This window comes from Pseudomonas sp. C1C7 (genome assembly GCF_013359595.1).
Classification (GTDB): domain Bacteria; phylum Pseudomonadota; class Gammaproteobacteria; order Pseudomonadales; family Pseudomonadaceae; genus Aquipseudomonas.
Map to the genome: position 1 here is coordinate 43,505 of NZ_JABFMP010000017.1, position 25,453 is coordinate 68,957.

The following is a 25,453-nucleotide window of genomic DNA, read 5'->3' on the forward strand; positions in this document are numbered from 1 at the left end:
GCCCGCGAAGGCGTCGCACCGCTCGCTCCTGCAGGTTTCAGGCGATCATCAGTTTGCCACTGGCCACCAACGTCGCATTCCCGCCAATCTTCACCCGATCCCCTTCCAGCCGGCAGAACAGCTCACCGCCCCGCTTCGAACACTGGTAGGCCGTCAGGCTCGACTTGCCCAGGCGCTTGGACCAATAAGGAATCAGGCTGCAATGGGTCGAACCGGTCACCGGGTCTTCGTTGATGCCGATGGCCGGCGCGAAATAGCGCGAGACGAAATCGTGCTTGCTGCCCCGGGCGGTCACGATCGCCCCCAGCCAAGGCAGCTTCGCCAGGGCGACCATGTCCGGCGTGCAGTCGAGCACGGCCTGCTCCGACTCCAGCACCACGAACAATTCATTGGAACCCAGCACGTCGACGATCTCCGTGCCAATCGCCCGCTCGACCTCCTGAGTCACGCCCAGCTCCGACGGCACGATCGCCGGAAAGTCCAGCCATAGCCGGCCACCGTCGCGGGTCACGCTCAAGGGACCGGATTTGCAGGTGAAGTCCAGGCGCTCCACCGGTTCCTTGTAGATTTCAAACAGCACGTAGGCGCTGGCCAGGGTCGCGTGACCACACAACGGCACTTCGGTGGTCGGGGTGAACCAGCGGATGTGCCAGCCCAGTCCTTCACGCACCACGAAAGCGGTTTCCGCCAGGTTGTGCTCGGCGGCAATTTTCTGCATCAACTCGTCGGCGAGCCAGGCGTCCAGCCGATAGACCATCGCCGGGTTACCGCTGAAGGCGCGATCGCTGAACGCGTCGACCTGATGAAACTCAAGCTGCATAACATTCTCCCTTTGTCAGGCCACCGAGCATGAAGTCGTTGTTTGAAACCCACCAGTGACAGAGCTGGCTTTTTTACACCATACAGAGCGCTCAGGCGCGACCGATGTCGGCGAACTTCGCCTGGGTATGCTCGGCCAGCACCGCCGGGGCCAGTTCGACCTCCAGGCCGCGTCGACCGGCGCTGACGAAAATGCTCGCGAAGGGTTGGGCGGAGTTGTCGATGAAGGTCCGCAGGCGCTTTTTCTGCCCCAGTGGACTGATCCCGCCCAGCAGGTAGCCGGTCGAGCGCTGCGCGGCGGCGGGGTCGGCCATCTCGACTTTCTTTACGCCAGCGGCATGGGCCAGGGCCTTGAGGTCCAGCGTGCCGCCCACCGGCACCACGGCCACCAGCAGTTCGTTCTTTTCACTGGCCGCCAGCAGGGTCTTGAACACCTGCGCCGGGTCCAGGCCAAGCTTTTCCGCGGCTTCCAGCCCATAGGACGCGGCCTTGGGGTCATGCTCGTAACTGTGCACACGGTGTTCGGCGCGAGCCTTTTTCAGCAAATCCAACGCGGGTGTCATGACAGCTCCAGACGGGTGGGCAGTAGAAAAACACTGCGGCGGATTCTAGGACATTGATCCATAAAACGCTCCACCGGTTAACCAATGCACCCTTGTAGGAGCTGCCGAAGGCTGCGATCTTTTGATCTTGCTCTTTAAAGTCAAAAGATCGCAGCCTTCGGCAGCTCCTACAGGAGGCAGGTGAATTTTCAAAGTGACCGGGCGTTCACTTTCGACCTTTGACAGCCCCGTTTCCTGTCTATATTTTTTCGTTTATGAACCCTGGCTTTTCCTTTTCCGTCCAAGGCAATCGACATGACCGACACACAGAACAAGAACTACATCATTGCCCTCGACCAGGGGACGACCAGTTCCCGGGCGATCATTTTCGATCGCGATGCGAATGTGGTCTGCACTGCCCAGCGCGAATTCGCCCAGCATTACCCGCAAGCGGGCTGGGTCGAGCATGACCCGATGGAGATCTTCGCCACCCAGAGCGCGGTGATGGTCGAGGCCCTGGCGCAAGCCGGTCTGCATCACGATCAGGTCGCGGCGATCGGCATCACCAACCAGCGCGAAACCACCGTGGTCTGGGACAAGAACACCGGTCGGCCGATCTACAACGCCGTCGTCTGGCAATGCCGTCGCAGCACCGAGATCTGCCAGCAGCTCAAGCGCGACGGTCACGAGCAATACATCAGCGAAACCACCGGCCTGGTCACCGACCCGTATTTCTCCGGGACCAAACTCAAGTGGATCCTCGACCACGTCGAAGGCAGCCGTGAGCGCGCGCGCAACGGCGAGCTGCTGTTCGGCACCGTCGACAGCTGGCTGATCTGGAAATTCACCGGCGGCAAGGTCCACGTCACCGACTACACCAATGCCTCACGCACCATGCTCTTCAACATCCACACCCTTAAGTGGGACGCGAAGATGCTGGAGCTGTTGGACATTCCCAAGGAACTGCTGCCGGAGGTGAAAGCCTCCTCGCAAATCTACGGGCGCACCAAGAGCGGCATCGCCATCGGCGGTATCGCCGGCGACCAGCAGGCGGCACTGTTCGGCCAGATGTGCGTCGAGGCCGGTCAGGCGAAAAATACCTACGGCACCGGCTGCTTCCTGCTGATGAACACCGGCGCCAAGGCAGTCAAATCCAGCCACGGCATGCTCACCACCATCGCCTGCGGCCCCCGTGGCGAAGTGGCCTATGCGCTGGAAGGCGCGGTGTTCAACGGCGGCTCCACCGTGCAGTGGCTGCGCGACGAGCTGAAAATCATCAATGACGCCCACGACACCGAGTACTTCGCCAGCAAGGTCAAGGACAGCAACGGCGTGTACCTGGTCCCGGCCTTCACCGGCCTTGGCGCGCCCTACTGGGACCCGTATGCCCGGGGCGCCCTGTTCGGCCTGACCCGTGGCGTGCGCGTGGACCACATCATCCGCGCGACCCTGGAATCCATCGCCTACCAGACCCGCGACGTGCTCGACGCCATGCAGCAGGACGCCGGCGAACGCCTCAAGGCCCTGCGGGTGGACGGCGGTGCGGTGGCGAACAACTTCCTCATGCAGTTCCAGGCCGACATCCTCGGCACCCAGGTCGAACGGCCGAAGATGCGCGAAACCACGGCCCTGGGCGCGGCCTATCTGGCCGGCCTGGCCTGCGGTTTCTGGGGCAGCCTGGAAGAACTGCGCGGCAAGGCGGTGATCGAGCGCCGATTCGAGCCGACCCTGGACGAAGCCGAGAAGGAAAAACTCTACGCCGGCTGGAAAAAAGCCGTCAGCCGCACCCGCGACTGGGAGCCGCAGGAAGGCGCCGAATAAGCGATTCGGGCCCTGATGTAACTGGCAGGGAGTCCATTCGTGCGGCATCATGGGCAAATTTTGCACGGCAGCCCAAAGGACGCCCCATGAATCTGCCTCCCCGCCAGCAGCAAATCCTCGAACTGGTCCGCGAGCGCGGCTATGTCAGCATCGAGGAAATGGCCACGCTGTTCGTTGTCACTCCGCAGACCATCCGCCGCGATATCAATCAACTGGCGGAAGCCAATCTGTTGCGTCGCTACCACGGCGGCGCGGCTTACGACTCCAGCGTCGAAAACACCGCCTACGCCATGCGCGCCGATCAGATGCGCGATGAAAAGCAGCGTATCGCCGAAGCCATCGCCGCACAGATTCCCGATCACGCCTCGCTGTTCATCAACATCGGCACCACCACCGAATCCATCGCCCGCGCCCTGCTCAATCACAGCCACCTGAAGATCATCACCAACAACCTGCACGTGGCCTCGATGCTCAGCGCCAAGGACGATTTCGACGTGCTGTTGACCGGCGGCAACGTGCGCCGCGACGGTGGCGTGGTCGGTCAGGCCAGTGTCGATTTCATCAATCAGTTCAAGGTCGACTTCGCCCTGGTCGGCATCAGCGGCATCGACGAAGACGGCAGCCTGCTGGATTTCGACTACCAGGAAGTGCGGGTTTCCCAGGCGATCATCGCCAACGCTCGCCAGGTGATCCTCGCCGCCGACTCCAGCAAGTTCGGGCGCAACGCCATGATCCGTCTTGGGCCGATCAGCCTGGTCGATTGCCTGGTCACCGACCAGCCACCCTCCCCTGCACTGACCCAGCTGCTGAACCAGCACAAGGTGCGCCTCGAAGTCGTCTAACCCCCGCCCCCCTGTAGGAGCCGAGCTTGCTCGCGATGCCCGTCCAGACACCGCAGGCATTCTGACAGCCCGCGTTATCGTTGACGTCCATCGCGAGCAAGCTCGGCTCCTACAGGGGCGTGGCGCGCATTTCTTTTCGATAATTTTCCTTTAACCGCCTTTCGATGAGTTTTTTCAATCGAACGCGACTGGCTGCGTGCATATTTATCGGCTAACATTTTCGCAAATGAACATTTATTGTTCGGTTTCAAATACCGAACATCAAAGAATTCCGAGGCTTAGCCGATGCCCACCTCTACCTTGCCCGTGCCCCCTCTTGCCGAGATCTACGATATCGCCGTCATCGGTGGCGGGATCAATGGCGTGGGGATCGCAGCCGATGCCGCCGGTCGCGGTCTTTCGGTGTTCCTTTGCGAAAAGGACGACCTGGCCAGCCACACCTCGTCGGCCAGCAGCAAGCTGATCCATGGCGGTCTGCGCTATCTCGAACATTACGAATTCCGCCTGGTGCGCGAAGCCCTGGCCGAGCGCGAAGTGCTGTTGGCCAAGGCGCCGCACATCGTCAAGCAGATGCGCTTCGTGCTGCCCCATCGCCCGCACCTGCGTCCGGCCTGGATGATCCGCGCCGGCCTGTTTCTGTATGACAACCTGGGCAAGCGCGAACAGCTGCAGGGTTCGAAAAGCCTCAAGTTCGGTCCGGACAGTGCGCTGAAAAGCGAAATCACCAAGGGCTTCGAATACTCCGACTGCTGGGTCGACGATGCCCGCCTGGTGGTGCTCAACGCCATGGCCGCCCGGGAAAAAGGCGCGCATATCCACACCCAGACCCGTTGTGTCAGCGCCCGTCGCACCAAGGGCCTGTGGCACCTGCACCTGGAACGCGCCGACGGCAGCCTGTTTTCGATCCGCGCCAAGGCGCTGGTGAACGCCGCCGGCCCCTGGGTGGCGAAATTCATTCGCGACGATCTGAAGATGGAATCGCCCTACGGCATCCGCCTGATCCAGGGCAGCCACCTGATCGTGCCGAAACTGTACGAAGGCGAGCACGCGCACATTCTGCAGAACGAAGATCAGCGCATCGTCTTCACCATTCCGTACCTGAATCACTTCACCCTGATCGGCACCACCGACCGCGAATACACCGGCGATCCGGCGGCCGTGGCGATCACCGAAGGCGAGACCGATTACCTGCTCAATGTGGTCAATGCCCACTTCAAGAAGCAGATCGGCCGCGACGACATCCTGCACAGCTACTCCGGTGTACGCCCGCTGTGCAACGACGAGTCCGACAACCCGTCGGCCGTCACCCGCGACTACACCCTGGCGTTGTCGGGCAGCGCAGAGGAAGCGCCGCTGCTGTCGGTGTTCGGCGGCAAGCTGACCACCTATCGCAAGCTGGCCGAATCGGCGCTGGCGCAACTGGCACCCTACTTCGAACACATCAAGCCAAGCTGGACCGCCAGCGCGCCTCTGCCGGGCGGCGAAGGCATGACCACCCCGCAGGCGCTGAGCTCGCAGCTGCGTGACAAGTACGACTGGCTCCCGACCGAGATTTCGCGGCGCTGGGCCACCACCTACGGCAGCCGCACCTGGCGCATGCTCGAAGGCGTGCAGGACCTGGGCGATATGGGTGAGCACATCGGCGGCGGTCTCTATACCCGCGAAGTCGATTACCTGTGCAGCGAAGAGTGGGCCACCACTGCCCATGACATCCTCTGGCGGCGCAGCAAACTCGGCCTGTTCACCACCGCGGCGGAGCAGGACAAGCTCGAGGATTACCTGAATAAGGTCGAACAGAACCGCAGCAAGATCGAAGCGGCCTGATTGTTCTTACAGAAAGCCAGTCAACGCGTACCTGTGGCGAGGGGGTTTACCCCCGTTGGACTGCGCAGCAGTCCTATCTTTTGGGGCTGCTTCGCAGCCCAACGGGGCGGTGCGACGTTTCGACAAGCCCCCTCGCCACAGTGACCGTGTTGCCTGTTCGATCTGTTAATCAAGCGCTCTTTGCGCTCGATCAGTCCCGCAGATCCGACTCATGGATCGGCTGGTCTCGGTGGGTCGCCCGTTGGTACTGCGCCGGCCACACCGCCTTGCGTCCGCCCAGATCATCATCCGCATGCAGCGGCCAGTACGGATCGCGCAGCAGTTCGCGGGCGAGGAAGATGATGTCCGCCTGGCAGGTGCGCAGGATGTGCTCGGCCTGCGCCGGTTCGGTGATCATGCCCACGGTGCCGGTGGCGATCCCTGACTCCTTGCGCACCCGTTCGGCGAAACGGGTCTGGTAGCCCGGCCCGGTGGGGATTTCCGCGTTGACCGCAGTCCCGCCCGAGGACACATCGATCAGGTCCACGCCCAGCGCCTTCAGACGGCGCGCCAGTTCGACCGTTTCATCGGGGTTCCAGCCGTCCTCCACCCAATCGGTGGCCGATACCCGCACGAACAGCGGCAACTCCTGCGGCCACACCGCACGGACCGCTTCGGTGACCTGCAAGACCAGACGGATGCGGTTTTCGAATGAACCGCCGTACTGGTCGCGCCGCTGATTACTCAGAGGCGACAGGAACTGGTGCAGCAGATAACCATGGGCCGCGTGCACTTCCACCACCTTGAAACCGGCGATCAGCGCACGTTTGGCCGCGTCGACGAAGGCCTGGATGAGGTCGGCGATCTCGCTTTCTTCCAGCTGCTTGGGTTTGGTGTGTTCCGGGTCGAAAGCGATCGGTGACGGGCCGACCGGCAGCCAGCCGCCATCAGCGGGTTTCACGCTGCCATGGGTGCCGAGCCAGGGTCGGTAGGTGCTGGCCTTGCGCCCCGCATGGGCCAGCTGGATGCCGGCGACACCGCCTTGAGCGGCGATGAAGCGGGTAATGCGTTGCAAGGGTTCGATCTGCTCATCGTTCCACAGACCAAGATCCTGCGCGGTGATGCGCCCGTCGGCGGTGACCGCCGTGGCTTCGGTAAAGACCAGTCCCGCGCCGCCAATGGCGCGACTGCCGAGGTGAACCAGATGCCAGTCATTGGCCAGGCCATCGACACTGGAATACTGGCACATCGGCGATACCGCGATGCGGTTGAGCAGGGTCAGTTGGCGAAGGGTGAAGGGTTCAAGCAGCAGACTCATGGGGCACCTCTCAAATCAGTGGTCAGGCTCCAGGGTTCTGTTTGAAAAGTCGACGAGTGACAGGAAAAAGGCGAAGCACCCGCCCCCGCGGGCAAAAAATTGGACAAGACGTCACAAGGATAATCAAGCAGTGCTTAGAGCCTAGTCGACATCGGGGGATGAGGGAGGGTTCAGATTGGAGCGATCGATTCAAAAGTCATTCAGAAGCTGTGGCGAGGGGACTTGCCCCCTCACCACAAAAGCAAAAACGGTCAGCGCGGCTCGATGTGGGCAATCATCAGCTGAACGGTCTCGTTGCCGCGAAACTCGTTGACGTCCAGCTTGTAGGCCAGCTCCACCCACTTGATGGTCGGGTTCGGCCAGACCTCGCGGTCGATGCCAAAAGCGATGCCGTCGAGCTTCACCGAGCCGCATTCGCTGCGCAGCACCACCTTGAGGTGCCGCTCGCCGACCACCCGCTGCTCCACCAACTGGAACACCCCGTGAAACAGCGGTTCGGGGAAGTGCTGGCCCCAGGGCCCTGCATGGCGCAGCGCCCGGGCCAGCTCCAGGTGAAATTCCTCGACCGCCAGGGTGCCATCCGACAGCAGGCGGCCGGTCAGGTCTTCTTCGCGCAATTGCCGGCGCACTTCGGCATCGAAGGCCTCGGCGAACAGCGGGAAATTGGCTTCGGGCAAGGTCAGGCCGGCGGCCATGGCGTGGCCACCGTACTTGGTGATCAGGTTCGGATGCTGCGCGGCCACCACACTCAGGGCATCGCGGATATGAAAGCCCTGCACCGAACGCCCCGAGCCCTTGAGCAGGCCGTCGCCGGCATCGGCAAACGCGATGGTCGGGCGGAAATAACGCTCTTTCATGCGCGAGGCGAGAATACCGATCACCCCCTGGTGCCATTCGGGATCGAACAGGCAAAGGCCGAACGGCATCGATTCCACCGGCAGATCCTTGAGCTGCGCCATGGCTTCGCGCTGCATGCCCTGCTCGATGGATTTGCGGTCCTGGTTCATGCCGTCCAGCTGGGCGGCCATTTCCCGGGCCAGACCGGAGTTTTCGGTGAGCAGGCATTCGATGCCCAGGCTCATGTCATCCAGACGCCCCGCCGCGTTCAGGCGCGGGCCGACGATGAACCCCAGATCGGTGGAGGTAATGCGTGAATGGTCACGCTTGGCCACTTCGAGGATCGCCTTTATCCCCGGTCGTGCGCGTCCGGCACGAATCCGCTCCAGGCCCTGATGCACCAGGATCCGGTTGTTGGCATCCAGCGGCACCACGTCGGCGACGCTGCCCAGGGCCACCAGATCGAGCAATTCACCGATGTTCGGCTGCGGCCGGTTCTCGTACCAGCCCAGGCTGCGCAACCGCGCGCGCAAGGCCATCAGCACGTAGAAAATCACCCCGACACCCGCCAGCGCCTTGCTCGGGAACTCGCAGCCCGGCTGGTTCGGATTGACGATGGCATCGGCCAGCGGCAGCTCGTCGCCGGGCAAGTGGTGGTCGGTGACCAGCACGTTGAGCCCGGCCTTCTTCGCCGCCGCCACGCCTTCGACGCTGGAGATGCCGTTGTCCACGGTGATCAGCAACTGTGGCTGACGCTCCAGCGCCACCGCAACGATTTCCGGGGTCAGGCCGTAGCCATAATCGAAGCGGTTCGGCACCAGGTAATCGACATGGGCCGCACCGAGCAGGCGCAGGCCCAGGGTGCCGACCGTACTGGCGGTCGCGCCGTCGGCGTCGAAGTCGCCGACGATCAGGATGCGCTGGCGCTGCTCCAGCGCCACCACCAGCAAATCCACCGCCGCCTCGATGCCCTTGAGTTGCTGGAACGGAATCAACCGCGCCAGGCTCTTGTCCAGTTCGGCTTCGGACTGCACGCCTCGCGCCGCATACAGGCGGGTCAGCAGAGGCGGGATATCACCGAGGAACGGCAGGGTGTCGGGCAGCTGGCGGGGTTCGATACGCATGGGGTGACAGGTGCTTCTCTCAAGTACTGGGGATCAAACAGGATGATGCATGGGGAAAGCGAGCGATCAACCGCGCTCGCCGGCCAGCCACTGCAACTGGACTTCGTGCTGACCACGGTCGTCGGTGACGAAGATCGTCCCTTCGCTGATCATCACGTCCCACTTGATGACGCGCGGCATGTCCTTGGCCAGGGTTTCCAGCACGTCCTGCGGCACCGCGGCGATGTGGACGTTCTTCAGGCTTTTCGCCGCCGGCACCACCTTGCCTTCCCAGACGCGCAGGCTGCCGTAGGCCAGCAGGCTGGTGCGCTCGGTGCGACGCGAGCACCAGGTCAGGCGCTCGGCATCGGGCTGGCCGACTTCGATCCAGTGCAGAACGCGGTCATCCAGGCTTTTTTCCCACAGGGCCGGTTCATCCACTTCCGACAGACCACGGCCAAACGACAGCTGCTCGTTGTACCAGAGGGCGTAGGCCAGCAGACGCACGGTCATGCGCTCTTCGGTTTCCGAAGGGTGACGGGCGATGGTCTGCTTCACGTTCTCGTAGACATTGCGGTCGAGGTCGGTGAGGTTCAGTTCAAACTTGTAGGTCGTGGACGGCTGGGCCATGAACGGGCTTCTTGAGACGGGGAAAGGCGGCAAGTCTAACCGATGCGACGGGCAATCATCGAGTTGATGGCGATCTACCGTGAGCGCCTGACAGTCGGCTATGTTAAAAGTCTCTACTCGCTCAGCCTTTTGTCCTACAGGATCTTGTATGTCGTTCACCGCCAAACCGCTTTCCGGCCTCAAAGTCATCGAACTGGGCACGCTGATCGCCGGCCCGTTCGCCTCGCGCATCTGCGCGGAATTCGGCGCCGATGTGGTCAAGATCGAGTCTCCGGACGGCGGCGACCCCCTGCGCAAATGGCGCAAGCTGTATGAAGGCACTTCGCTGTGGTGGTTCGTGCAGGCGCGCAACAAGAAGTCCCTGACCCTGAACCTTAAACACCCGGACGGACTGGCGATTCTGAAAAAGCTGCTGAGCGAAGCGGACATTCTGATCGAGAACTTCCGTCCCGGCGTGCTGGAAAAGCTTGGCCTTGGCTGGGAAACCCTGCATGCCCTGAACCCGAAACTGGTGATGGTGCGGCTTTCGGGTTTCGGCCAGACCGGCCCGATGAAAGATCAGCCAGGCTTCGGCGCCGTCGGCGAATCCATGGGCGGCCTGCGCTACATCACCGGCTTCGAGGACCGTCCACCGGTGCGCACCGGCATTTCCATCGGCGACTCGATCGCTGCGCTCTGGGGCGTGATCGGCGCGCTGATGGCGCTGCGTCACCGCGAGGTCAACGGCGGCCAGGGCCAGGTGGTGGACGTGGCGCTGTATGAAGCGATCTTCGCCATGATGGAAAGCATGGTCCCGGAGTTCGACGTATTCGGTTTCATCCGCGAGCGCACCGGCAACATCATGCCCGGCATCACGCCCTCTTCCATTCACACCAGCGCCGACGGCAAGCACGTGCAGATCGGCGCCAATGGCGATGCAATCTTCAAGCGCTTCATGCTGATCATCGGCCGCGAAGACCTGGCCAATGATCCGACCCTGGCCAGCAACGACGGCCGTGACAGCCGTCGCGACGAGCTCTACGGGATCATCGATCGCTGGGTCAACTCGCTGCCGCTGGATACGGTGCTCGAGCACCTGAACCAGGCCGACGTGCCCGCCAGCCGGATCTTCAGCGCCGAAGACATGTTCAACGATCCGCAATACCTGGCACGGGAAATGTTCCTGCAAGCCAAGCTGCCAGATGGCAAAGGCTTCAAGATGCCGGGAATCGTGCCGAAACTCTCAGAGACTCCCGGAGATTGTGAATGGGTCGGACCGCAGTTGGGTGAGCACAACACACAGGTACTCCAGGAACTTGGCTATGACGCGTCGCAGATCACACAACTGCGCAAGGACGGGGCCATCTGAGCTCGGGCGTTTGATTGCGCGCGGCATTCAGCGCGGCCTGTCGCCGAGCGCACGGGCCATCTGTGCGTTGCTGGGTGCGTTGCTGATCTCTGTGCTCATGTCTTCGGCAATGGCGCAACCCAAGCCGACCCTGATCTGGCTCAAGCGTGATCTGCCGCCGCTGTTTATTTTCGAGGGTCCGAAAAAGGGCCAGGGCATCATCGATCAGTTGTTGACCCAGCTGATCGCCGACCTGCCGCAGTACCGGCACAGCGTCCTGCGGGTCAACCGCGCGCGCGGCCTGCAAATGCTCCACGAGCCATCTCTGACCTGCGATGCGGCACTGAACTGGAGCAAGGAACGGGAAACCTGGATTGTCTTTTCCATCCCGGTATTTCGCGCCATGAGCAACGGTCTGGCGGTACGGCGCGTCGATCGTGATCTGTTGCTGCCTTTTATCAAGGACGGCGAGGTGGATCTGGCGGCCCTGCTCGCCACCGGCAGCCTGACTCTGGGCATCGTCGCCGAGCGAAACTACGGCGAATACCTGGATACCCTGCTCAAGCAGGCGCCACCCCAGACCCTGACACTCCACTACGGCAACGAGGCCTTGGGCAGCCTGCTACAGATGCAGCGCCTGGGACGCCTGCAACTGCTGCTGGGCTATCGTCCGGAAATCCGCTATCAGGCCCAGCAGCGAGGCATTGCCGAGGATGACTTGCAGTTCTATCCGATTCGCGGCACCGGCAAATACCTGTCCGGCTATATCGGCTGCACCGACACTCCACAAGGTCGGCAGGTCATCTCTGAGATCAATCAACTGCTGCACGCCCTGCCCCGGGATCAGCTGAGCGAGGCCTACGCCGCCTGGCTCGACCCGGACAGTCGCAGCGAATACCTGGAGGCGGCCCGTGCGTTTTTCGCCGAGCAAGCGGCGCAATAGAGGACACGCCGGGCAAAAAGAAACCCCGAGAAGTGGGGAGACGACTCGGGGTTAAACAAGGTCCGTAATCAAGACCCGTAGCAGCAAGCTACAAGCACCGGAGCACAATGCTTGATCCTGCTGTTATAGGGTCTGACTGACCTGATTGCAGGAAGTTTCGTGAAAATGACAATTCAATTTCGGCTGGCCACCAACTTGTCCTGCGCGGCATTGCGCATCGCCGCAATCACACAGGGTTCCAGGCGCCCTTCGGCGATCAGAACGTCGCGATGCAGACCATCGACCACGTCGGTCAGCGAACGCTTGTCGGTCAACTGGTACTGACTGAACTGGCGCTCGACCACTTTGATGCCGCTGGCATTCATCAATGTGACCCGGCATTCGCCCTGAAGGCCTGACGGGGTCAATGTCACCTGGTACGGGCTCAGAGCCTCACCGAGCAAGAGACTGATACTTTCCATCTCGATCACCACTCAATAGTCCGAAAACGAAGTGCCTGGGGCGTGTCTGTAATAAATGACCGCTGGCACGAGAAGAAAGTTCGGGATGCAGAGCGCGGGCCTGCGTGCGTCTCTGTCTATGGAGCATGCATGGCGAAGATGACAGGGAAAAAACAGCGGGGATTACGTTTGTCGGGTGAACTCACCCTTCAATCATTCTGATGACCCTGTAGGAGCTGCCGAAGGCTGCGATCTTTTGATCATGCTTTTGACAATCAAAAGATCGCAGCCTCGTTTCACTCGACAGCGCCTACACAGGCAGGTGTTGCAAAGTCACAAAGGCTTGCCGCGATTGCCATGCTGGCTGACGAAGCTCTGCACGGCCTTCAGGTCGTTCGGCAGTACGGTGCAACGCTCGTCGCGCTCGAACAGGTCGGACAGATGAGCCGGCAGTTCCAGTGCCTTGCCGACGCCGGCCTTTTCCACGGCATCCGGGAATTTGACCGGGTGGGCGGTGCCCAGGATCACCATCGGGATGTCCAGGCTGCGGCGGCATTCGCGTGCTGCCTTGACGCCGATGGCGGTGTGCGGGTCCAGCACTTCGCCGGTCTGCTGGAAGACTTCGGCGATGGTTTCGCAGGTTTGTGCGTCATCCACGGCCAGCGAGTCGAACAGCTTGCGAGCTTCGGTCCAGCGCTCTTGCTCGACGCTGAAGCCGCCGCCCTGCTTGAAGCTGTCCATCAGCCCGGCGATCGCCGCGCCGTTGCGACCGTGCAGGTCGAACAGCAGACGCTCGAAGTTCGACGAGACCATGATGTCCATGGACGGCGACAGGGTGGCGTGCAGGGTTTCCTTGACGTACTGGTTGCCGCTCATGAAGCGGTGCAGGATGTCGTTGCGGTTGGTGGCGACGATCAACTGGTTGATCGGCAGACCCATGTTGCGCGCCAGGTAACCGGCGAAGATGTCGCCGAAGTTGCCGGTCGGCACCGAGAACGATACCGAACGCGCAGGGCCGCCCAACTGCAGGGCCGCGTGGAAGTAGTAGACGATCTGGGCCATGATCCGCGCCCAGTTGATCGAGTTCACCGCGACCAGGCGGGTGCCCTTGAGAAAGCCCTGGTCGGCGAAGCTCGCCTTGACCATTTCCTGGCAGTCATCGAAGTTGCCTTCAATGGCGATGTTGTGGATGTTCTCACCGAAAATGGTGGTCATCTGCCGACGCTGCACTTCGGACACGCGGTTGTGCGGGTGCAGGATGAAGATGTCGACGTTTTCGCAACGCTTGCAGCCTTCGATGGCGGCCGAACCGGTATCACCGGAGGTGGCGCCGACGATCACCACGCGCTCGCCGCGCTTTTCCAGCACGTAGTCGAGCAAACGACCGAGCAACTGCAGGGCGAAGTCCTTGAACGCCAGGGTCGGGCCGTGGAACAGCTCCAGCACCCACTCGTTGCCGTTCAGCTGACGCAGCGGCGCGACGGCGTTGTGGGCGAATACGCCGTAGGTTTCTTCGAGAATCTTCTTGAAATCGGCATCCGGAATGCTGCCGGTCACGAACGGGCGCATGACGCGGAAAGCCAGCTCGTGATACGGCAGGCCGGCCCAGGAAGCGATTTCTTCCTGGGTGAAACGTGGCAGGTTTTCCGGGACGTACAGACCGCCGTCGGTGGCAAGGCCAGCCAGCAGGACGTCTTCGAAATTCAGGGCCGGTGCCTGGCCGCGGGTACTGATGTAGCGCATGAGAGCAAACCTTCGGTTTGAGCTACAAGCTACAAGCTACAAGCCACAAGTAAAAGCCGGACTGCCTTTGACTTGTCGCTTGCAGCTTGCAGCTTGCAGCTGCATTAATTCAAATGTTCGACACGAATCCGAACCACCGGTCCAACCACGCCCTGAAGAGCTTCCAGTGCCTGGATCGCATCGTTGATGCGCTGTTCCACCACGCGGTGGGTCAGCAGGATCATTGGCACCAGGCCGTCGTGTTCTTCGACTTCCTTCTGCATGATCGATTCGATATTGATGCCGCGCTCCGACAGGATGCTCGCCACCTGTGCCAGCACGCCCGGATGGTCCTTGGCCTGGATGCGCAGGTAGTAGGCGCTTTCGCAGGATTCGATCGGCAGGATCGGATGGGCCGACAGCGAGTCCGGCTGGAAGGCCAGGTGCGGTACGCGGTTTTCCGGATCGGAAGTCATGGCGCGAACCACGTCCACCAGGTCCGCGATCACCGACGAAGCGGTCGGCTCCATGCCGGCGCCAGCGCCGTAGAACAGGGTCGAACCGGCGGCGTCGCCGTTGACCATCACCGCGTTCATCACGCCGTTGACGTTGGCGATCAGGCGATCGGCCGGGATCAGCGTCGGGTGTACGCGCAACTCGATACCCGAAGCGGTGCTGCGTGCCACGCCCAGGTGCTTGATGCGGTAGCCCAGCGCTTCGGCGTAGTTCACGTCGGCGGTGGTCAGTTTGGTGATGCCTTCGGTGTAGGCCTTGTCGAATTGCAGCGGGATACCGAATGCGATGGACGCCAGGATCGTCAGCTTGTGCGCCGCGTCGATGCCTTCGACGTCGAAGGTCGGATCGGCTTCGGCGTAACCCAGTGCCTGGGCCTCGGCCAACACGTCTTCGAAGGTGCGACCCTTCTCGCGCATTTCGGTGAGGATAAAGTTGCCGGTGCCGTTGATGATGCCGGCGACCCAGTTGATACGGTTGGCGGACAGACCTTCACGGATCGCCTTGATCACCGGAATGCCACCGGCCACGGCCGCTTCGAACGCAACGATCACGCCCTTCTCACGCGCCTTGGCGAAAATCTCATTACCGTGAACAGCAATCAGTGCCTTGTTCGCGGTGACCACATGCTTGCCATTGTCGATGGCCTTGAGTACCAGCTCTCGGGCAACGGTATAGCCGCCCATCAGCTCTATGACGATGTCGATCTCAGGGTTCGTGGCCACTTCGAAGACATCGGTGGTAATCGCAATACCGGTCGTTTGGAACTGAGGCTTTGGCGTGCGAATGGCAATTTGCGCCACTTCGATCCCACGCCCGGCACGACGAGCAATTTCCTCGGCGTTGCGCTGAAGTACGTTGAAGGTTCCGCCACCGACGGTCCCTAACCCACAGATGCCTACTTTGACCGGTTTCACTGTGAACTCCCCATAAAACGGCCGACTCGAGGCCGGCCGTGAAAACAACCGCAGGATCGCGGTTCTCTATTGATGGTCCGGCGATGTCGCTGCCGGACCACGATCGTCAATGGCTGGCCGTGACGATGCGAATTTACTTCGCGCTCAGCGCCAGTTTGGCGACTTGTGGCGCAGGCTGATAGCCCGGAATGACCTGACCGTCAGCCAAAACGATGGCCGGCGTACCGTTCACGCCAATCGACTGGCCGAGGGCGAACTGCCTGGAGACCGGGTTATCGCACTTGGCGGCCTTGATTTCCTTGCCGTCGACCATCTGATCCATGGCCGCTTTCTTGTCCTTGGAGCACCACACGGCTTGCAGTTGCTCGTCACCCGGCGAACCCAGGCCCTGGCGCGGGAAGGCAACATAACGCACTTCGATGCCGCGCTTGTTCAGCTCCGGCACTTCGGCGTGCAGTTTGTGGCAGTACGGGCAGGTGGTGTCGGTGAACACGGTGATGTGCGACTTGGTTTCGCCCACGGCCGGATAGACTACGGTTTCGGCAACCGGGATTTCGTTGATCAACTTGGAGATGCCCAGGCGCTCGGTTTTCTCGGTCAGGTTGACCGGCTTGCCGTCCTTGAGCTGGAACATGTAGCCCTGGACGACGTACTGGCCGTCGGCGCTGGCGTAAAGCACGCGGCTGCCCTTGAGCTTGACTTCGTACAGGCCCGGCAAGGGACTTGCGGTGATGGTTTCTACCGGCACTTCGAGCTGGAGGTTTTCCAGGCTTTTACGGATGGCTTTGTCGGCCGCGTCATCGGCGACGGCAAAGGTGCTGACCAGCGCAATGGCGGCCGCGGCGAAAATCTGGGTCAGACGCATGTGAACTCCTGAAGGCGGACAAATGGGAGGCTCAGAAGCCGGTAGCAAAATACCGGGTCATAACCGCCCATCGTGCAAACCGGAGAAGCCTATCACATAAGGTTGGCGGGGCCGAATGCGCCTGTCGCAAGACATTTGCTCGTGCAGGGCTTTTTGTTGTGGGAGCGGGCTTGCTCGCTCCCACAGGGGTACGTGCTCAGCCGCGAGGATGGTGCCTGGCGTGCAGATCCTGCAAACGCGCCCGGGCGACGTGGGTGTAGATCTGGGTTGTCGACAGGTCGCTGTGGCCCAGCAGCATCTGCACCACCCGCAGGTCGGCGCCGTGGTTGAGCAGGTGGGTGGCGAAGGCGTGGCGCAGGGTATGCGGCGATAGCGACTTGCCGATGCCCGCGACCTTGGCCTGGTGCTTGATCCGGTGCCAGAAGGTCTGCCGCGTCATCTGTTCGCCGCGCTGGCTGGGGAACAGTACGTCACTGGGGCGCCCGCCGAGCAATTCGGCCCGACCATCGCGCATGTAGCGCTCGACCCAGACAATCGCCTCCTCGCCCATTGGCACCAGCCGCTCCTTGCTGCCCTTGCCCATCACCCGCAGCACGCCCTGGCGAAGGTTGACCTGCTCCAGGGTCAGGCTGATCAGCTCGGTTACCCGCAGGCCGCAGGCGTACAGCACTTCAAGCATGGCCCTATCGCGCTGACCGATCGCTTCGCTCAGGTCCGGCGCCTTGAGCAACGCTTCGACGTCGGCTTCCGACAGGGATTTGGGCAATGGCCTGCCAAGCTGCGGCATATCGACCCGCAGCGTCGGGTCGACGGCGATCAGCTTTTCCCGCAGCAGATAGCGGTAGAACCCGCGAACACCGGAAAGGAATCGCGCGGTGGAACGGGGCTTGTAGTTCTGCTCCACGCGCCAGGCCAGGTGATCGAGGATCAATTCGCGCCCGGCATTGGCCAGTTCCAGGCCTTTGTCCTGTAGCCAGCCGTTGAACAGGGCCAGGTCACTTCGATAGGCATCACGGGTGTTATCGGAAAGGCCTTTCTCCAGCCAGAGGGCGTCGAGGAATTGGTCTATCAGGGGATGATCGATGGCAGGCATGGGCTCTCTAGACACGCAGCTTTTAATTGCGCGCAAAAAATCGGGAGGACTGTTTAAACGACCGCTAGTCTTTCATAGCGCGCTATTTCAAGGAACCGGGAGCTGCAATGAGCGAACAGCAGATACTGTTGGCGTTTGGGGGAATTGGCGCCGCAGCGCTGGGCTGTCAGTGGCTGGCATGGCGCTTGAAGCTGCCGGCGATTCTGTTTTTGCTGCTGACCGGCATATTGGTTGGCCCTGTCTTGCATCTGCTCGACCCACAGGAAATGTTCGGCCCCCTGCTGATGCCGCTGGTGTCCCTGGCCGTAGCACTGATCCTGTTTGAAGGCAGTCTGACCTTGCATCTGTCGGAGTGGCGCGAAGTCGGCAGTGTCGTGCGTCGCCTGGTCACCCTGGGTGCGCTCGCCACCTGGGTGGTCATTGCCGTGGCTACTCACTGGCTGTTGGGGTTCGACTGGATGCTCGCGACGCTGTTCGGCAGCCTGACCCTGGTCACCGGCCCGACGGTCATCGTGCCCATGTTGCGGGTCGTCCGGCCGAAAGCGTCGATCGCCAACATCCTGCGCTGGGAAGGCATCGTCATCGACCCCATCGGCGCACTCCTGGCGGTTGTGGTCTACAGCTTCATCATCGCCAGCGCCAAGGACAGCGGGCTGTCGCAAAGCCTGCTCACATTTGCCGGGGTGATTCTGTGCGGCAGCCTGTTCGGCATCGCGGGCGGCTGGATTCTGGGAACGATCATTCGTCGGCACTGGCTACCGGAGTACCTGCACAATCTGGCGTCCCTGGCGGCGGTACTGGGCATTTTCATCGCCTCCAGCGAAGTGATGAATGAATCCGGCCTGTTGGCGGTGACCTTGATGGGCATGTGGCTGGCCAACATGAAGGGCGTCGATGTGCGGCACATCCTGCACTTCAAGGAAAACCTGAGTGTCCTGCTGATTTCCGGGCTGTTCATTTTGCTCGCGGCGCGCCTGGACCTCGATGCCCTGATTGCACTCGGGCCGCTGGTGCTGATTCTGCTGTTGATCATTCAATTCATCGCCCGCCCATTGAACGTATTGCTGTGCACGGCAGGTTCGAGCCTGAGCTGGCGTGAACGGGCCCTGCTGGCATGGATTGCACCCCGAGGTATCGTCGCGGCAGCTGTGTCGGCGGTCTTCGCCATCCGACTGGACGAAATCGGTCACGAAGGTGCGCTGTTGCTGGTACCGCTGACGTTTGCGGTGATCATCGGCACCGTAGTGCTACAAAGCGCGACGGCACGCCCGCTGGCGCGCATGCTGCAGGTTGCCGAGCCAGCACCGACTGGCTTTCTGATCATCGGTGCCAATGGCCCTGCCCGCACGCTGGGCATAACACTGCAACAACTGGGCACCCGCGTGCTGCTGACCGACTCGAGCTGGGAAAATATCCGCGCAGCACGGATGGACGGCTTGCCGACGTATTTCGGCAACCCCGCCTCACAACATGCCGACGCGCATCTGGATCTGGTGGGGCTTGGGCATTTGCTGGCCCTGTCTCCGTCGGGCGAAATGAACACCCTGGCGTTGATGCGTTTTCGTCATGATTTTGGTCATCAGCGGATGTTCGGCCTGACCAGCGGCCAGGAAAGTCGCCGCTCTGACAAGCATCGAACCAGCCTGGAACATCGCGCCAACCAACTGGGCAGTGAGGCGTTGACCTACAGCAAATTTGCCAGCCAGTTGAGCCAGGGTGCCGAGCTGTACACCACGACATTGAAGGAAGGTTTCGGTTGGGATGACTATCGTGCGTTGCACGGCGATCGCGCGACATTGCTGTTCATGCGCGACGATAGCGGATGGGTGCACGTGGTGACGCCGGATAGCGATTTGATGCCGTCGGCGGGGTGGACGTTGCTGGCCCTGATTCAGCCTGAGACCGCCAGCGCCGCTTAAATCGCAGGCAACAAAAAAGCAGCCCGTAGGCTGCTTTTTTCTGCATCGGAAGCTGGACTTAAGCCAGTTTTTCCTTGATGCGAGCTGCTTTACCCGACAGGTCGCGCAGGTAGTACAGCTTGGCTTTACGTACGTCACCGCGACGCTTGACAGCCATGCTGTCGATCTGCGGGCTGTAGGTCTGGAAAGTACGCTCTACGCCAACACCGTTGGAGATTTTACGAACGGTGAATGCACTGTTCACGCCGCGGTTACGCTTGGCGATTACAACGCCTTCGAACGCTTGCAGACGGGAACGATCGCCTTCCTTCACTTTCACCTGAACGACAATGGTGTCGCCCGGGGCAAAGGCTGGGATCTCTTTGGTCATCTGCTCTGCTTCGAGTGCAAGGATGATTTTGTTGGTCATGCTGTGCTCCTAAGGTAAATCGTCTGATCTACCATCGATACGTTGTTAACTATCGTCCCGCTCGCGGAGATATTCCTCGAGCAGCTTCTTCTCTTCTCCAGAAAGCGAGCGGCTTTCCAGAAGATCGACGCGTCGTTCATAGGTCCGACCAAGGGACTGCTGTAAACGCCAACGCCGGATGTGCGCGTGATTGCCACTTAGCAACACGTCGGGAACACGCTGATCCGCATACACCTCAGGTCGGGTGTAGTGCGGGCAATCCAGCAGACCATCCGTAAAGGAATCTTCCTCGGCGGAGTCCGCATGCCCTAAAGCTCCAGGCAGCAGTCGTGTAACCGCATCGATCAGGACCATCGCCGGCAGCTCGCCGCCAGACAGTACATAGTCGCCAATCGACCACTCTTCATCGACATGAGCCTCAATAAAGCGCTCGTCAATGCCTTCGTAACGACCGGCAATCAGGATCAATGCATCCAGATTCGCCAGATCGCGTACCGCCGACTGATTCAGCTGACGGCCTTGGGGGGACAGGTAAATCACCTTCGCTCCCTCCCCGGCGGCTGCCTTGGCCTGAACCAACGCGTCTTCCAGGGGCTTGATCTTCATCACCATGCCCGGACCACCGCCAAATGGGCGATCATCCACAGTGTGATGTCGATCCGTCGTGTAGTCTCGCGGGTTCCAACAGGTGAGCTGCAACAGCCCCTGTTTCACCGCCCGACTGGTGATACCGTACTCGCTGATGGCGGAGAACATCTCGGGAAACAGACTGATCACTTCTACGCGCAAATTAGCCACGCTTAGAAATCCGCGTCCCAGTCCACCTTCATCTCGCCTGCGACCAGGTCGACGGCCAACACGCATTGCTCGGTATAGGGCAACAGGCGTTCGCGATCATCCAGGCTGCCAGCGCAAGGCTTGACCACCATTACATCGTTCGAGCCGGTCTCCAGCAGGTGATCGATCTTCCCGAACAGTTGTCCGAGGGTGTCGATGACCTTGAGACCCTCCAGCTGGTACCAGTAGTACTCGCCGTCGGTCAGTTCAGGGAACAGGTTGCTCGGCACGCAGATCTCATAACCGGCCAGAAGACGAGCTTCTTCACGATCATCGAGACCCTTGAGCTTTGCGACCAGGAACTTGTCGTTCCCGCGTCCGCTGACCAGCTCTACCTGCTTTACATTGCCGTCGCGCTTGAGCGTCCAGGTTTTGTAGTCCAGCAGGTTTTTGATCGGATCAGTAAAGGAATACACCTTCACTTCGCCGCGAACGCCGTGAACAGAGTAAATCTTGCCGATAACGATCAGATCATCAGCAACAGTTGGCGTCGCGTTCATATTGCTCAGGCCGCAGCCTTAGCAGCGTCCTTCAACAACTGAGCAACGCGCTCAGAAGGCTGTGCACCAACGCTCAGCCAGTAGGCTACGCGCTCTTGGTTCACGGACAGACGGACTTCCTGACCACGGGCAACAGGGTTGAAGTAGCCAACCTGTTCTTTGTGGGAACCGTCGCGCGGGTTGCGGCTGTCGGTTACGGTCAGGTGGTAAAACGGGCGCTTTTTGGAGCCGCCAAGGGCAAGACGGATTGTTAGCATGTGAACATCGTTCCTGTAGTCGGTGCTGCAAATCTAAAGGCACAGCGGGCATGGGTGCCCGAAAGGCCGCATATTCTAAGGAATATCCGGACTTTTGCAAATGACTTTTTCCGGCGGCCTATCGGTCGCCATGCAGATTTGCTATAGAGCCGTCGTTGAAAACGGCCTGTCGGCTCCCGCCAAGTGCGGGTTTACCGTTTGTCCCACATTTCTGTGGATCAGCGCCGGCAGGGATGCCGGCGCGAATTCTTTACATTTTCGGCATGCCGCCGCCGGGCAACATGCCGCCCATGCCGCGCATCATCTTGGCCATACCGCCCTTGGCGGAGAATTTCTTCATCATCTTCTGCATCTGCTTGTGCTGCTTGATCAAGCGACCGATGTCCTGCACCTGGGTGCCGGAACCCATGGCGATACGGCGCTTGCGCGAACCGCTGATCAGCTCGGGGTCGCGGCGCTCGGCCGGGGTCATGGAGTTGATGATGGCTTCCATCTGCTTGAACTGCTTTTCCGCCGCATTCTGGGCATTGCCCATCTGCGCCAGGTTCACGCCACCCATGTTGGGCAGTTTGTCCATGAGGCCGCCGAGGCCGCCCATGTTCTTCATCTGTTGCAGCTGGTCGCGGAAGTCTTCGAGGTCGAAGCCCTTGCCCTTCTTCAGCTTCTTGGCCAGTTTGTCGGCCTTTTCCTTGTCGAGGGTCGCTTCGGCCTGTTCGATCAGGCTGAGCACGTCGCCCATGCCGAGGATGCGCGAGGCGATACGCTCGGGGTGGAACGGATCGAGCGCTTCGCTCTTCTCGCCCATACCGATGAACTTGATCGGCTTGCCGGTGATGGCGCGGACCGACAGTGCGGCACCGCCACGGGCGTCACCGTCGACCTTGGTCAGGATCACGCCGGTCAGCGGCAGTGCGTCGCCGAAGGCCTTGGCCGTGTTGGCGGCGTCCTGACCGGTCATGGCGTCGACCACGAACAGGGTTTCGACCGGGTTGATCGCGGCGTGCAGGGCCTTGATCTCACCCATCATCTCTTCATCGATGTGCAGGCGACCGGCGGTGTCGACGATGACCACGTCGATGAATTTGAGTTTCGCTTCCTTAATAGCAGCCTGGGCGATGTCGACCGGCTTCTGGCTCAAATCGGACGGGAAGAACGTCACGCCGATGTCGGTGGCCAGGGTTTCGAGCTGCTTGATTGCCGCCGGACGGTATACGTCGGCGGACACGACCATGACCGACTTCTTCTTGCGCTCTTTAAGGAAGCGCGCGAGCTTGCCGGCGGTGGTGGTTTTACCCGCGCCCTGCAAACCGGCCATCAGGATCACGGCAGGCGGGACGGCGCTCAGGTTCAGGTCTTCGTTGGCCGCGCCCATCAGGCTTTCGAGTTCGGCCTGGACGATCTTCACGAAGGCCTGGCCCGGGGTCAGGCTGCGGGACACTTCGGTGCCGACCGCACGTTCCTTCACCGAGTTGACGAAGTCCTTGACCACCGGCAGGGCGACGTCGGCCTCGAGCAACGCCATGCGCACTTCACGCAAGGTGTCTTTGATGTTGTCTTCGGTCAGCTTCGCCTTGCCGGTGACATGGCGCAGCGTCTGCGAGAGGCGGTCGGTTAGGTTTTCAAACATTGCGCGATCCTTTCAGGCCCTGTGTAGACCGGGATAATGGCGGCCCGGACCGGACCAAACGGGTTCTCGGCGAGCCTGCGGCGTGGGCAGGTCGCGGATTATAGCGAAGACTGCGTCTGGCGCACACCCGCCGTCAGCTTGACTGGTCTTTCGTGCCGTGGGGGTTCTATGCCAAACTCAGCGACTTTCGGGCTTGCCTAACAGGACTTATGCTCCCCTTGTCACCCAGTTTGCTCAGCACCCTCGCCGCCGCCTGTTTATACGCCGCTGCGACTCTCTATCAAGGCTCCCGCCTGGCCACGTGCGCCAAGGCGAACAAACGCCTGCTGGTCACCCTCGGCGTGCTCGCCGTGCTGGCCCACAGCGTCAGCCTCGTCGCCCACCTGCTGACACCGATCGGCCTGGGTCTGGACTTCTTCAGCGCCGCCAGCCTGATCGCCGCGGCCGTCATCGCCCTGACCCTGATCGCCTGCTCGCGGATTCCGGTGGAAAACCTGCTGGTATTGCTGTTCCCGCTCGGGGCCCTGACGGTGCTGCTGGCGCAGTTCGCACCCGCCGGCACCGTGCAGGTGATCGACGAGGAGCCAGGCATCCTTGCCCACATCCTGCTGTCGATCCTGGCCTACGGCATGTTCACCATCGCGGTGTTCCAGGCCTTGCTGCTGCTGATCCAGGACCATCAGCTCAAGCACAAGCACCCCTCCGGGCTGATCAAGAACTTCCCGCCGCTGCAAACCATGGAAAGCCTGCTGTTCGGCTTCCTCTGGGCCGGCTGGTCGCTGTTGTCGATGTCGCTGATTTCCGGCTGGCTGTTCGTCGAAAACCTGTTCGCCCAGCATCTGGTTCACAAGACCCTGCTGGCGTGCCTGGCCTGGGTGGTCTTCAGCGTGCTGCTGTGGGGCCGCAACCGTCTGGGCTGGCGCGGACACAAGGCCATTCGCTGGACCCTCGCCGGTTTCTGCCTGCTGATGCTGGCCTATTTCGGCAGCAAGCTGGTCCGCGAATACATCCTGCACATCTGACGGGCGGCATTAATGGACGACTTGCCCTTAGGGCCGATGCTCGCAGTAGTAGCCCTGCTGATTCTCTGGTCGGCGCTGTTTTGCGCCATCGAATCCGCTCACCAGCATCTGCTGGCCAAGCGCACCGCGTCGCGTTCGAGCGACAAGCCGCTGGCCAGACTGAGCTTCCCGCTCAACAGCCTGATCTTCTGCAATACCCTGTGCCGCACGCTGGTGGTGGTGATCTGCACCCTGCTGGCGATCTTCACCTGGGCGCAAAACGGTCCATGGGCCGCATGTCTCGGTGCAGGCGCCGCCTTGCTGGTGTTTACCGACTATCTGCCGCGCACCCTCGCCGCCCGCCATCCGGATGCGATCCTGGCCCTGGGCAATCAACTGCTGCCGATTCCGCTGAAGATCCTCTATCCGGCCGCCTGGCTGCTCAACGCTATCGGCCAGTTGCTGCTGCGTCCCTTCGTGCGCAAGCCCAAGGTGGTGCAGCAAAGTGAAGACGAACCACCGGCAGAGCGACATGACGACGAGGAAACCGCCGTCTGCCGCCCGCATTCGCTGCCCGGCATTCATGCACTGGACAACATCACGGTCAACGACATCCTGGTTCCGCGCAGTGAAGTCGACGGCATCAACCTCGATGATCCGATCGATGAAATCATCGAGCAGTTGCGCGACAACAACCGCACGCGCCTGCCGGTGTTCCACAGCGACATCAATCAGGTCGAAGCCGTGCTCAATACCCGGCAGATCGGTCACCTATTGGCTGACGGCCGCCTGACGGTCGAGGACCTGCTGGCCGCCAGTCGCGAACCCTACTTCGTACCGGAAAGCACTCCGCTGCAGTTGCAGCTGCTGAACTTCCACAAGCAGCAACGCCGCCTGGGCATGGTGGTCGACGAATACGGCGAAGTGCTGGGCATCGTGACCCTGGAAGACATTCTCGAAGAGATCGTCGGCGAGTTCGAAAGCCAGCAGAACATGGATAACCCGCACATCCACCCACAGGCCGACGGCCGTCTGGTGATCGATGGCGCCGCAACCATTCGCGAGCTGAACAAGAGCCTGGGCTGGCACCTGCCCAGCGATGGCCCGAAAACCCTGAACGGCCTGGTGACCGAAGCGCTGGAAACCATTCCCGAGAGCGCGGTGTGCCTGAAGATCGGCCGTTATCGCCTGGAAATCCTGCAGACCGAAGACAATCGCGTGACGCGGGTGCTGATCTGGCAGACCACGGCGGCGCCTGCGATGGTTCCTGCCCGATAGAAAGTCAAAAGATCGCAGCCTCGTTTCACTCGACAGCTCCTACACAGAATGGGTGGTGCCCCCCCACCGTGGTTTTTGTCCTTGTTGAAT

The 25,453-nt window shown here is 61.3% G+C and carries 23 protein-coding genes; 8 read left to right on the forward strand and 15 right to left on the reverse strand.

Features of this window, described 5'->3' with window-relative positions; all coding sequences use genetic code 11:
- Positions 1 to 37: 37 nt before the first annotated feature.
- Both HNO86_RS15750 and ybaK read right to left on the reverse strand, forming a co-directional pair.
- Positions 38 to 820, reverse strand: a complete 783-nt coding sequence (locus tag HNO86_RS15750) for a PhzF family phenazine biosynthesis protein (RefSeq protein ID WP_175377864.1) — start codon at positions 818 to 820, stop codon at positions 38 to 40.
- Positions 821 to 911: 91 nt separating this feature from the next.
- On the reverse strand, positions 912 to 1,382 hold the full coding sequence (ybaK, locus tag HNO86_RS15755) for a Cys-tRNA(Pro) deacylase (RefSeq protein WP_175377865.1): 471 nt from the start codon (positions 1,380 to 1,382) through the stop codon (positions 912 to 914).
- 294 nt (positions 1,383 to 1,676) lie between these two features.
- Here ybaK and glpK point away from each other — a divergent pair, with 294 nt between their 5' ends.
- The 3 genes from glpK (at position 1,677) to glpD (ending at position 5,848) form a co-directional block, all read left to right on the forward strand.
- Complete coding sequence (glpK, locus tag HNO86_RS15760; RefSeq protein WP_175377866.1) at positions 1,677 to 3,182, forward strand: glycerol kinase GlpK; 1,506 nt, start codon at positions 1,677 to 1,679, stop codon at positions 3,180 to 3,182.
- Positions 3,183 to 3,268: 86 nt separating this feature from the next.
- Positions 3,269 to 4,024, forward strand: a complete 756-nt coding sequence (locus HNO86_RS15765) for a DeoR/GlpR family transcriptional regulator (protein WP_175377867.1) — start codon at positions 3,269 to 3,271, stop codon at positions 4,022 to 4,024.
- 285 nt (positions 4,025 to 4,309) lie between these two features.
- Positions 4,310 to 5,848, forward strand: a complete 1,539-nt coding sequence (gene glpD, locus HNO86_RS15770; protein ID WP_175377868.1) for a glycerol-3-phosphate dehydrogenase — start codon at positions 4,310 to 4,312, stop codon at positions 5,846 to 5,848.
- A gap of 190 nt (positions 5,849 to 6,038) precedes the next feature.
- Here the strand turns inward: glpD and HNO86_RS15775 are convergent, their stop codons facing one another.
- From HNO86_RS15775 to HNO86_RS15785, 3 genes are all read right to left on the reverse strand, one after another.
- Positions 6,039 to 7,145, reverse strand: coding sequence for an NADH:flavin oxidoreductase/NADH oxidase (locus tag HNO86_RS15775; protein ID WP_175377869.1), 1,107 nt, complete (start codon positions 7,143 to 7,145; stop codon positions 6,039 to 6,041).
- 251 nt (positions 7,146 to 7,396) lie between these two features.
- On the reverse strand, positions 7,397 to 9,106 hold the full coding sequence (recJ, locus tag HNO86_RS15780; protein WP_175377870.1) for a single-stranded-DNA-specific exonuclease RecJ: 1,710 nt from the start codon (positions 9,104 to 9,106) through the stop codon (positions 7,397 to 7,399).
- 66 nt (positions 9,107 to 9,172) lie between these two features.
- Positions 9,173 to 9,715, reverse strand: coding sequence for a YaeQ family protein (locus tag HNO86_RS15785; protein WP_175377871.1), 543 nt, complete (start codon positions 9,713 to 9,715; stop codon positions 9,173 to 9,175).
- Between the two features lie 148 nt (positions 9,716 to 9,863).
- Between HNO86_RS15785 and HNO86_RS15790 the strand changes: the two genes are divergently transcribed.
- Together HNO86_RS15790 and HNO86_RS15795 are read left to right on the forward strand one after the other, a co-directional pair.
- Positions 9,864 to 11,063 (forward strand): CaiB/BaiF CoA-transferase family protein, encoded by a 1,200-nt coding sequence (locus HNO86_RS15790; protein ID WP_175377872.1) that lies wholly within the window; start codon positions 9,864 to 9,866, stop codon positions 11,061 to 11,063.
- Positions 11,017 to 11,985, forward strand: a complete 969-nt coding sequence (locus tag HNO86_RS15795) for a TIGR02285 family protein (RefSeq protein WP_175377873.1) — start codon at positions 11,017 to 11,019, stop codon at positions 11,983 to 11,985. Before HNO86_RS15790 ends, HNO86_RS15795 begins: the two co-directional genes overlap by 47 nt.
- 173 nt (positions 11,986 to 12,158) lie before the next feature.
- Here the strand turns inward: HNO86_RS15795 and HNO86_RS15800 are convergent, their stop codons facing one another.
- From HNO86_RS15800 to xerD, 5 genes are all read right to left on the reverse strand, one after another.
- Positions 12,159 to 12,446: a DUF3509 domain-containing protein gene (locus HNO86_RS15800; RefSeq protein WP_175377874.1), complete on the reverse strand. Its 288-nt coding sequence runs from the start codon at positions 12,444 to 12,446 to the stop codon at positions 12,159 to 12,161.
- Positions 12,447 to 12,758: 312 nt separating this feature from the next.
- Positions 12,759 to 14,168 (reverse strand): threonine synthase, encoded by a 1,410-nt coding sequence (gene thrC / locus HNO86_RS15805; RefSeq protein ID WP_175377875.1) that lies wholly within the window; start codon positions 14,166 to 14,168, stop codon positions 12,759 to 12,761.
- Between the two features lie 104 nt (positions 14,169 to 14,272).
- A complete protein-coding gene (locus HNO86_RS15810) occupies positions 14,273 to 15,577 on the reverse strand; it encodes a homoserine dehydrogenase (protein ID WP_175377876.1) in 1,305 nt (434 codons plus the stop codon).
- Positions 15,578 to 15,710: 133 nt separating this feature from the next.
- Entirely contained in the window at positions 15,711 to 16,442 is a 732-nt protein-coding gene (locus tag HNO86_RS15815) for a DsbC family protein (protein WP_175377877.1), read from the reverse strand.
- A 196-nt stretch (positions 16,443 to 16,638) separates the two neighbouring features.
- Entirely contained in the window at positions 16,639 to 17,535 is an 897-nt protein-coding gene (gene xerD / locus HNO86_RS15820; protein WP_175377878.1) for a site-specific tyrosine recombinase XerD, read from the reverse strand.
- A 107-nt stretch (positions 17,536 to 17,642) separates the two neighbouring features.
- Here xerD and HNO86_RS15825 point away from each other — a divergent pair, with 107 nt between their 5' ends.
- Positions 17,643 to 19,454, forward strand: a complete 1,812-nt coding sequence (locus HNO86_RS15825) for a sodium:proton antiporter (protein ID WP_175377879.1) — start codon at positions 17,643 to 17,645, stop codon at positions 19,452 to 19,454.
- 58 nt (positions 19,455 to 19,512) lie between these two features.
- On the opposite strand, the gene rplS is transcribed toward HNO86_RS15825, so the two are convergent.
- The 5 genes from rplS to ffh all read right to left on the reverse strand — a co-directional run bounded on the left by rplS (position 19,513) and on the right by ffh (position 23,084).
- Positions 19,513 to 19,863: a 50S ribosomal protein L19 gene (gene rplS / locus HNO86_RS15830; protein WP_009047143.1), complete on the reverse strand. Its 351-nt coding sequence runs from the start codon at positions 19,861 to 19,863 to the stop codon at positions 19,513 to 19,515.
- Positions 19,864 to 19,908: 45 nt separating this feature from the next.
- Positions 19,909 to 20,661, reverse strand: a complete 753-nt coding sequence (gene trmD / locus HNO86_RS15835; protein WP_175377880.1) for a tRNA (guanosine(37)-N1)-methyltransferase TrmD — start codon at positions 20,659 to 20,661, stop codon at positions 19,909 to 19,911.
- Positions 20,662 to 20,663: 2 nt separating this feature from the next.
- Complete coding sequence (gene rimM, locus HNO86_RS15840) at positions 20,664 to 21,200, reverse strand: ribosome maturation factor RimM (protein ID WP_175377881.1); 537 nt, start codon at positions 21,198 to 21,200, stop codon at positions 20,664 to 20,666.
- A 5-nt stretch (positions 21,201 to 21,205) separates the two neighbouring features.
- Complete coding sequence (gene rpsP / locus HNO86_RS15845) at positions 21,206 to 21,457, reverse strand: 30S ribosomal protein S16 (RefSeq protein ID WP_175377882.1); 252 nt, start codon at positions 21,455 to 21,457, stop codon at positions 21,206 to 21,208.
- Between the two features lie 250 nt (positions 21,458 to 21,707).
- Positions 21,708 to 23,084, reverse strand: a complete 1,377-nt coding sequence (ffh, locus tag HNO86_RS15850; RefSeq protein WP_175377883.1) for a signal recognition particle protein — start codon at positions 23,082 to 23,084, stop codon at positions 21,708 to 21,710.
- A gap of 209 nt (positions 23,085 to 23,293) precedes the next feature.
- Between ffh and HNO86_RS15855 the strand changes: the two genes are divergently transcribed.
- Both HNO86_RS15855 and HNO86_RS15860 read left to right on the forward strand, forming a co-directional pair.
- On the forward strand, positions 23,294 to 24,106 hold the full coding sequence (locus HNO86_RS15855) for an inner membrane protein YpjD (protein ID WP_175377884.1): 813 nt from the start codon (positions 23,294 to 23,296) through the stop codon (positions 24,104 to 24,106).
- 12 nt (positions 24,107 to 24,118) lie between these two features.
- Entirely contained in the window at positions 24,119 to 25,363 is a 1,245-nt protein-coding gene (locus HNO86_RS15860; protein WP_175377885.1) for a transporter associated domain-containing protein, read from the forward strand.
- Positions 25,364 to 25,453 lie beyond the last annotated feature (90 nt).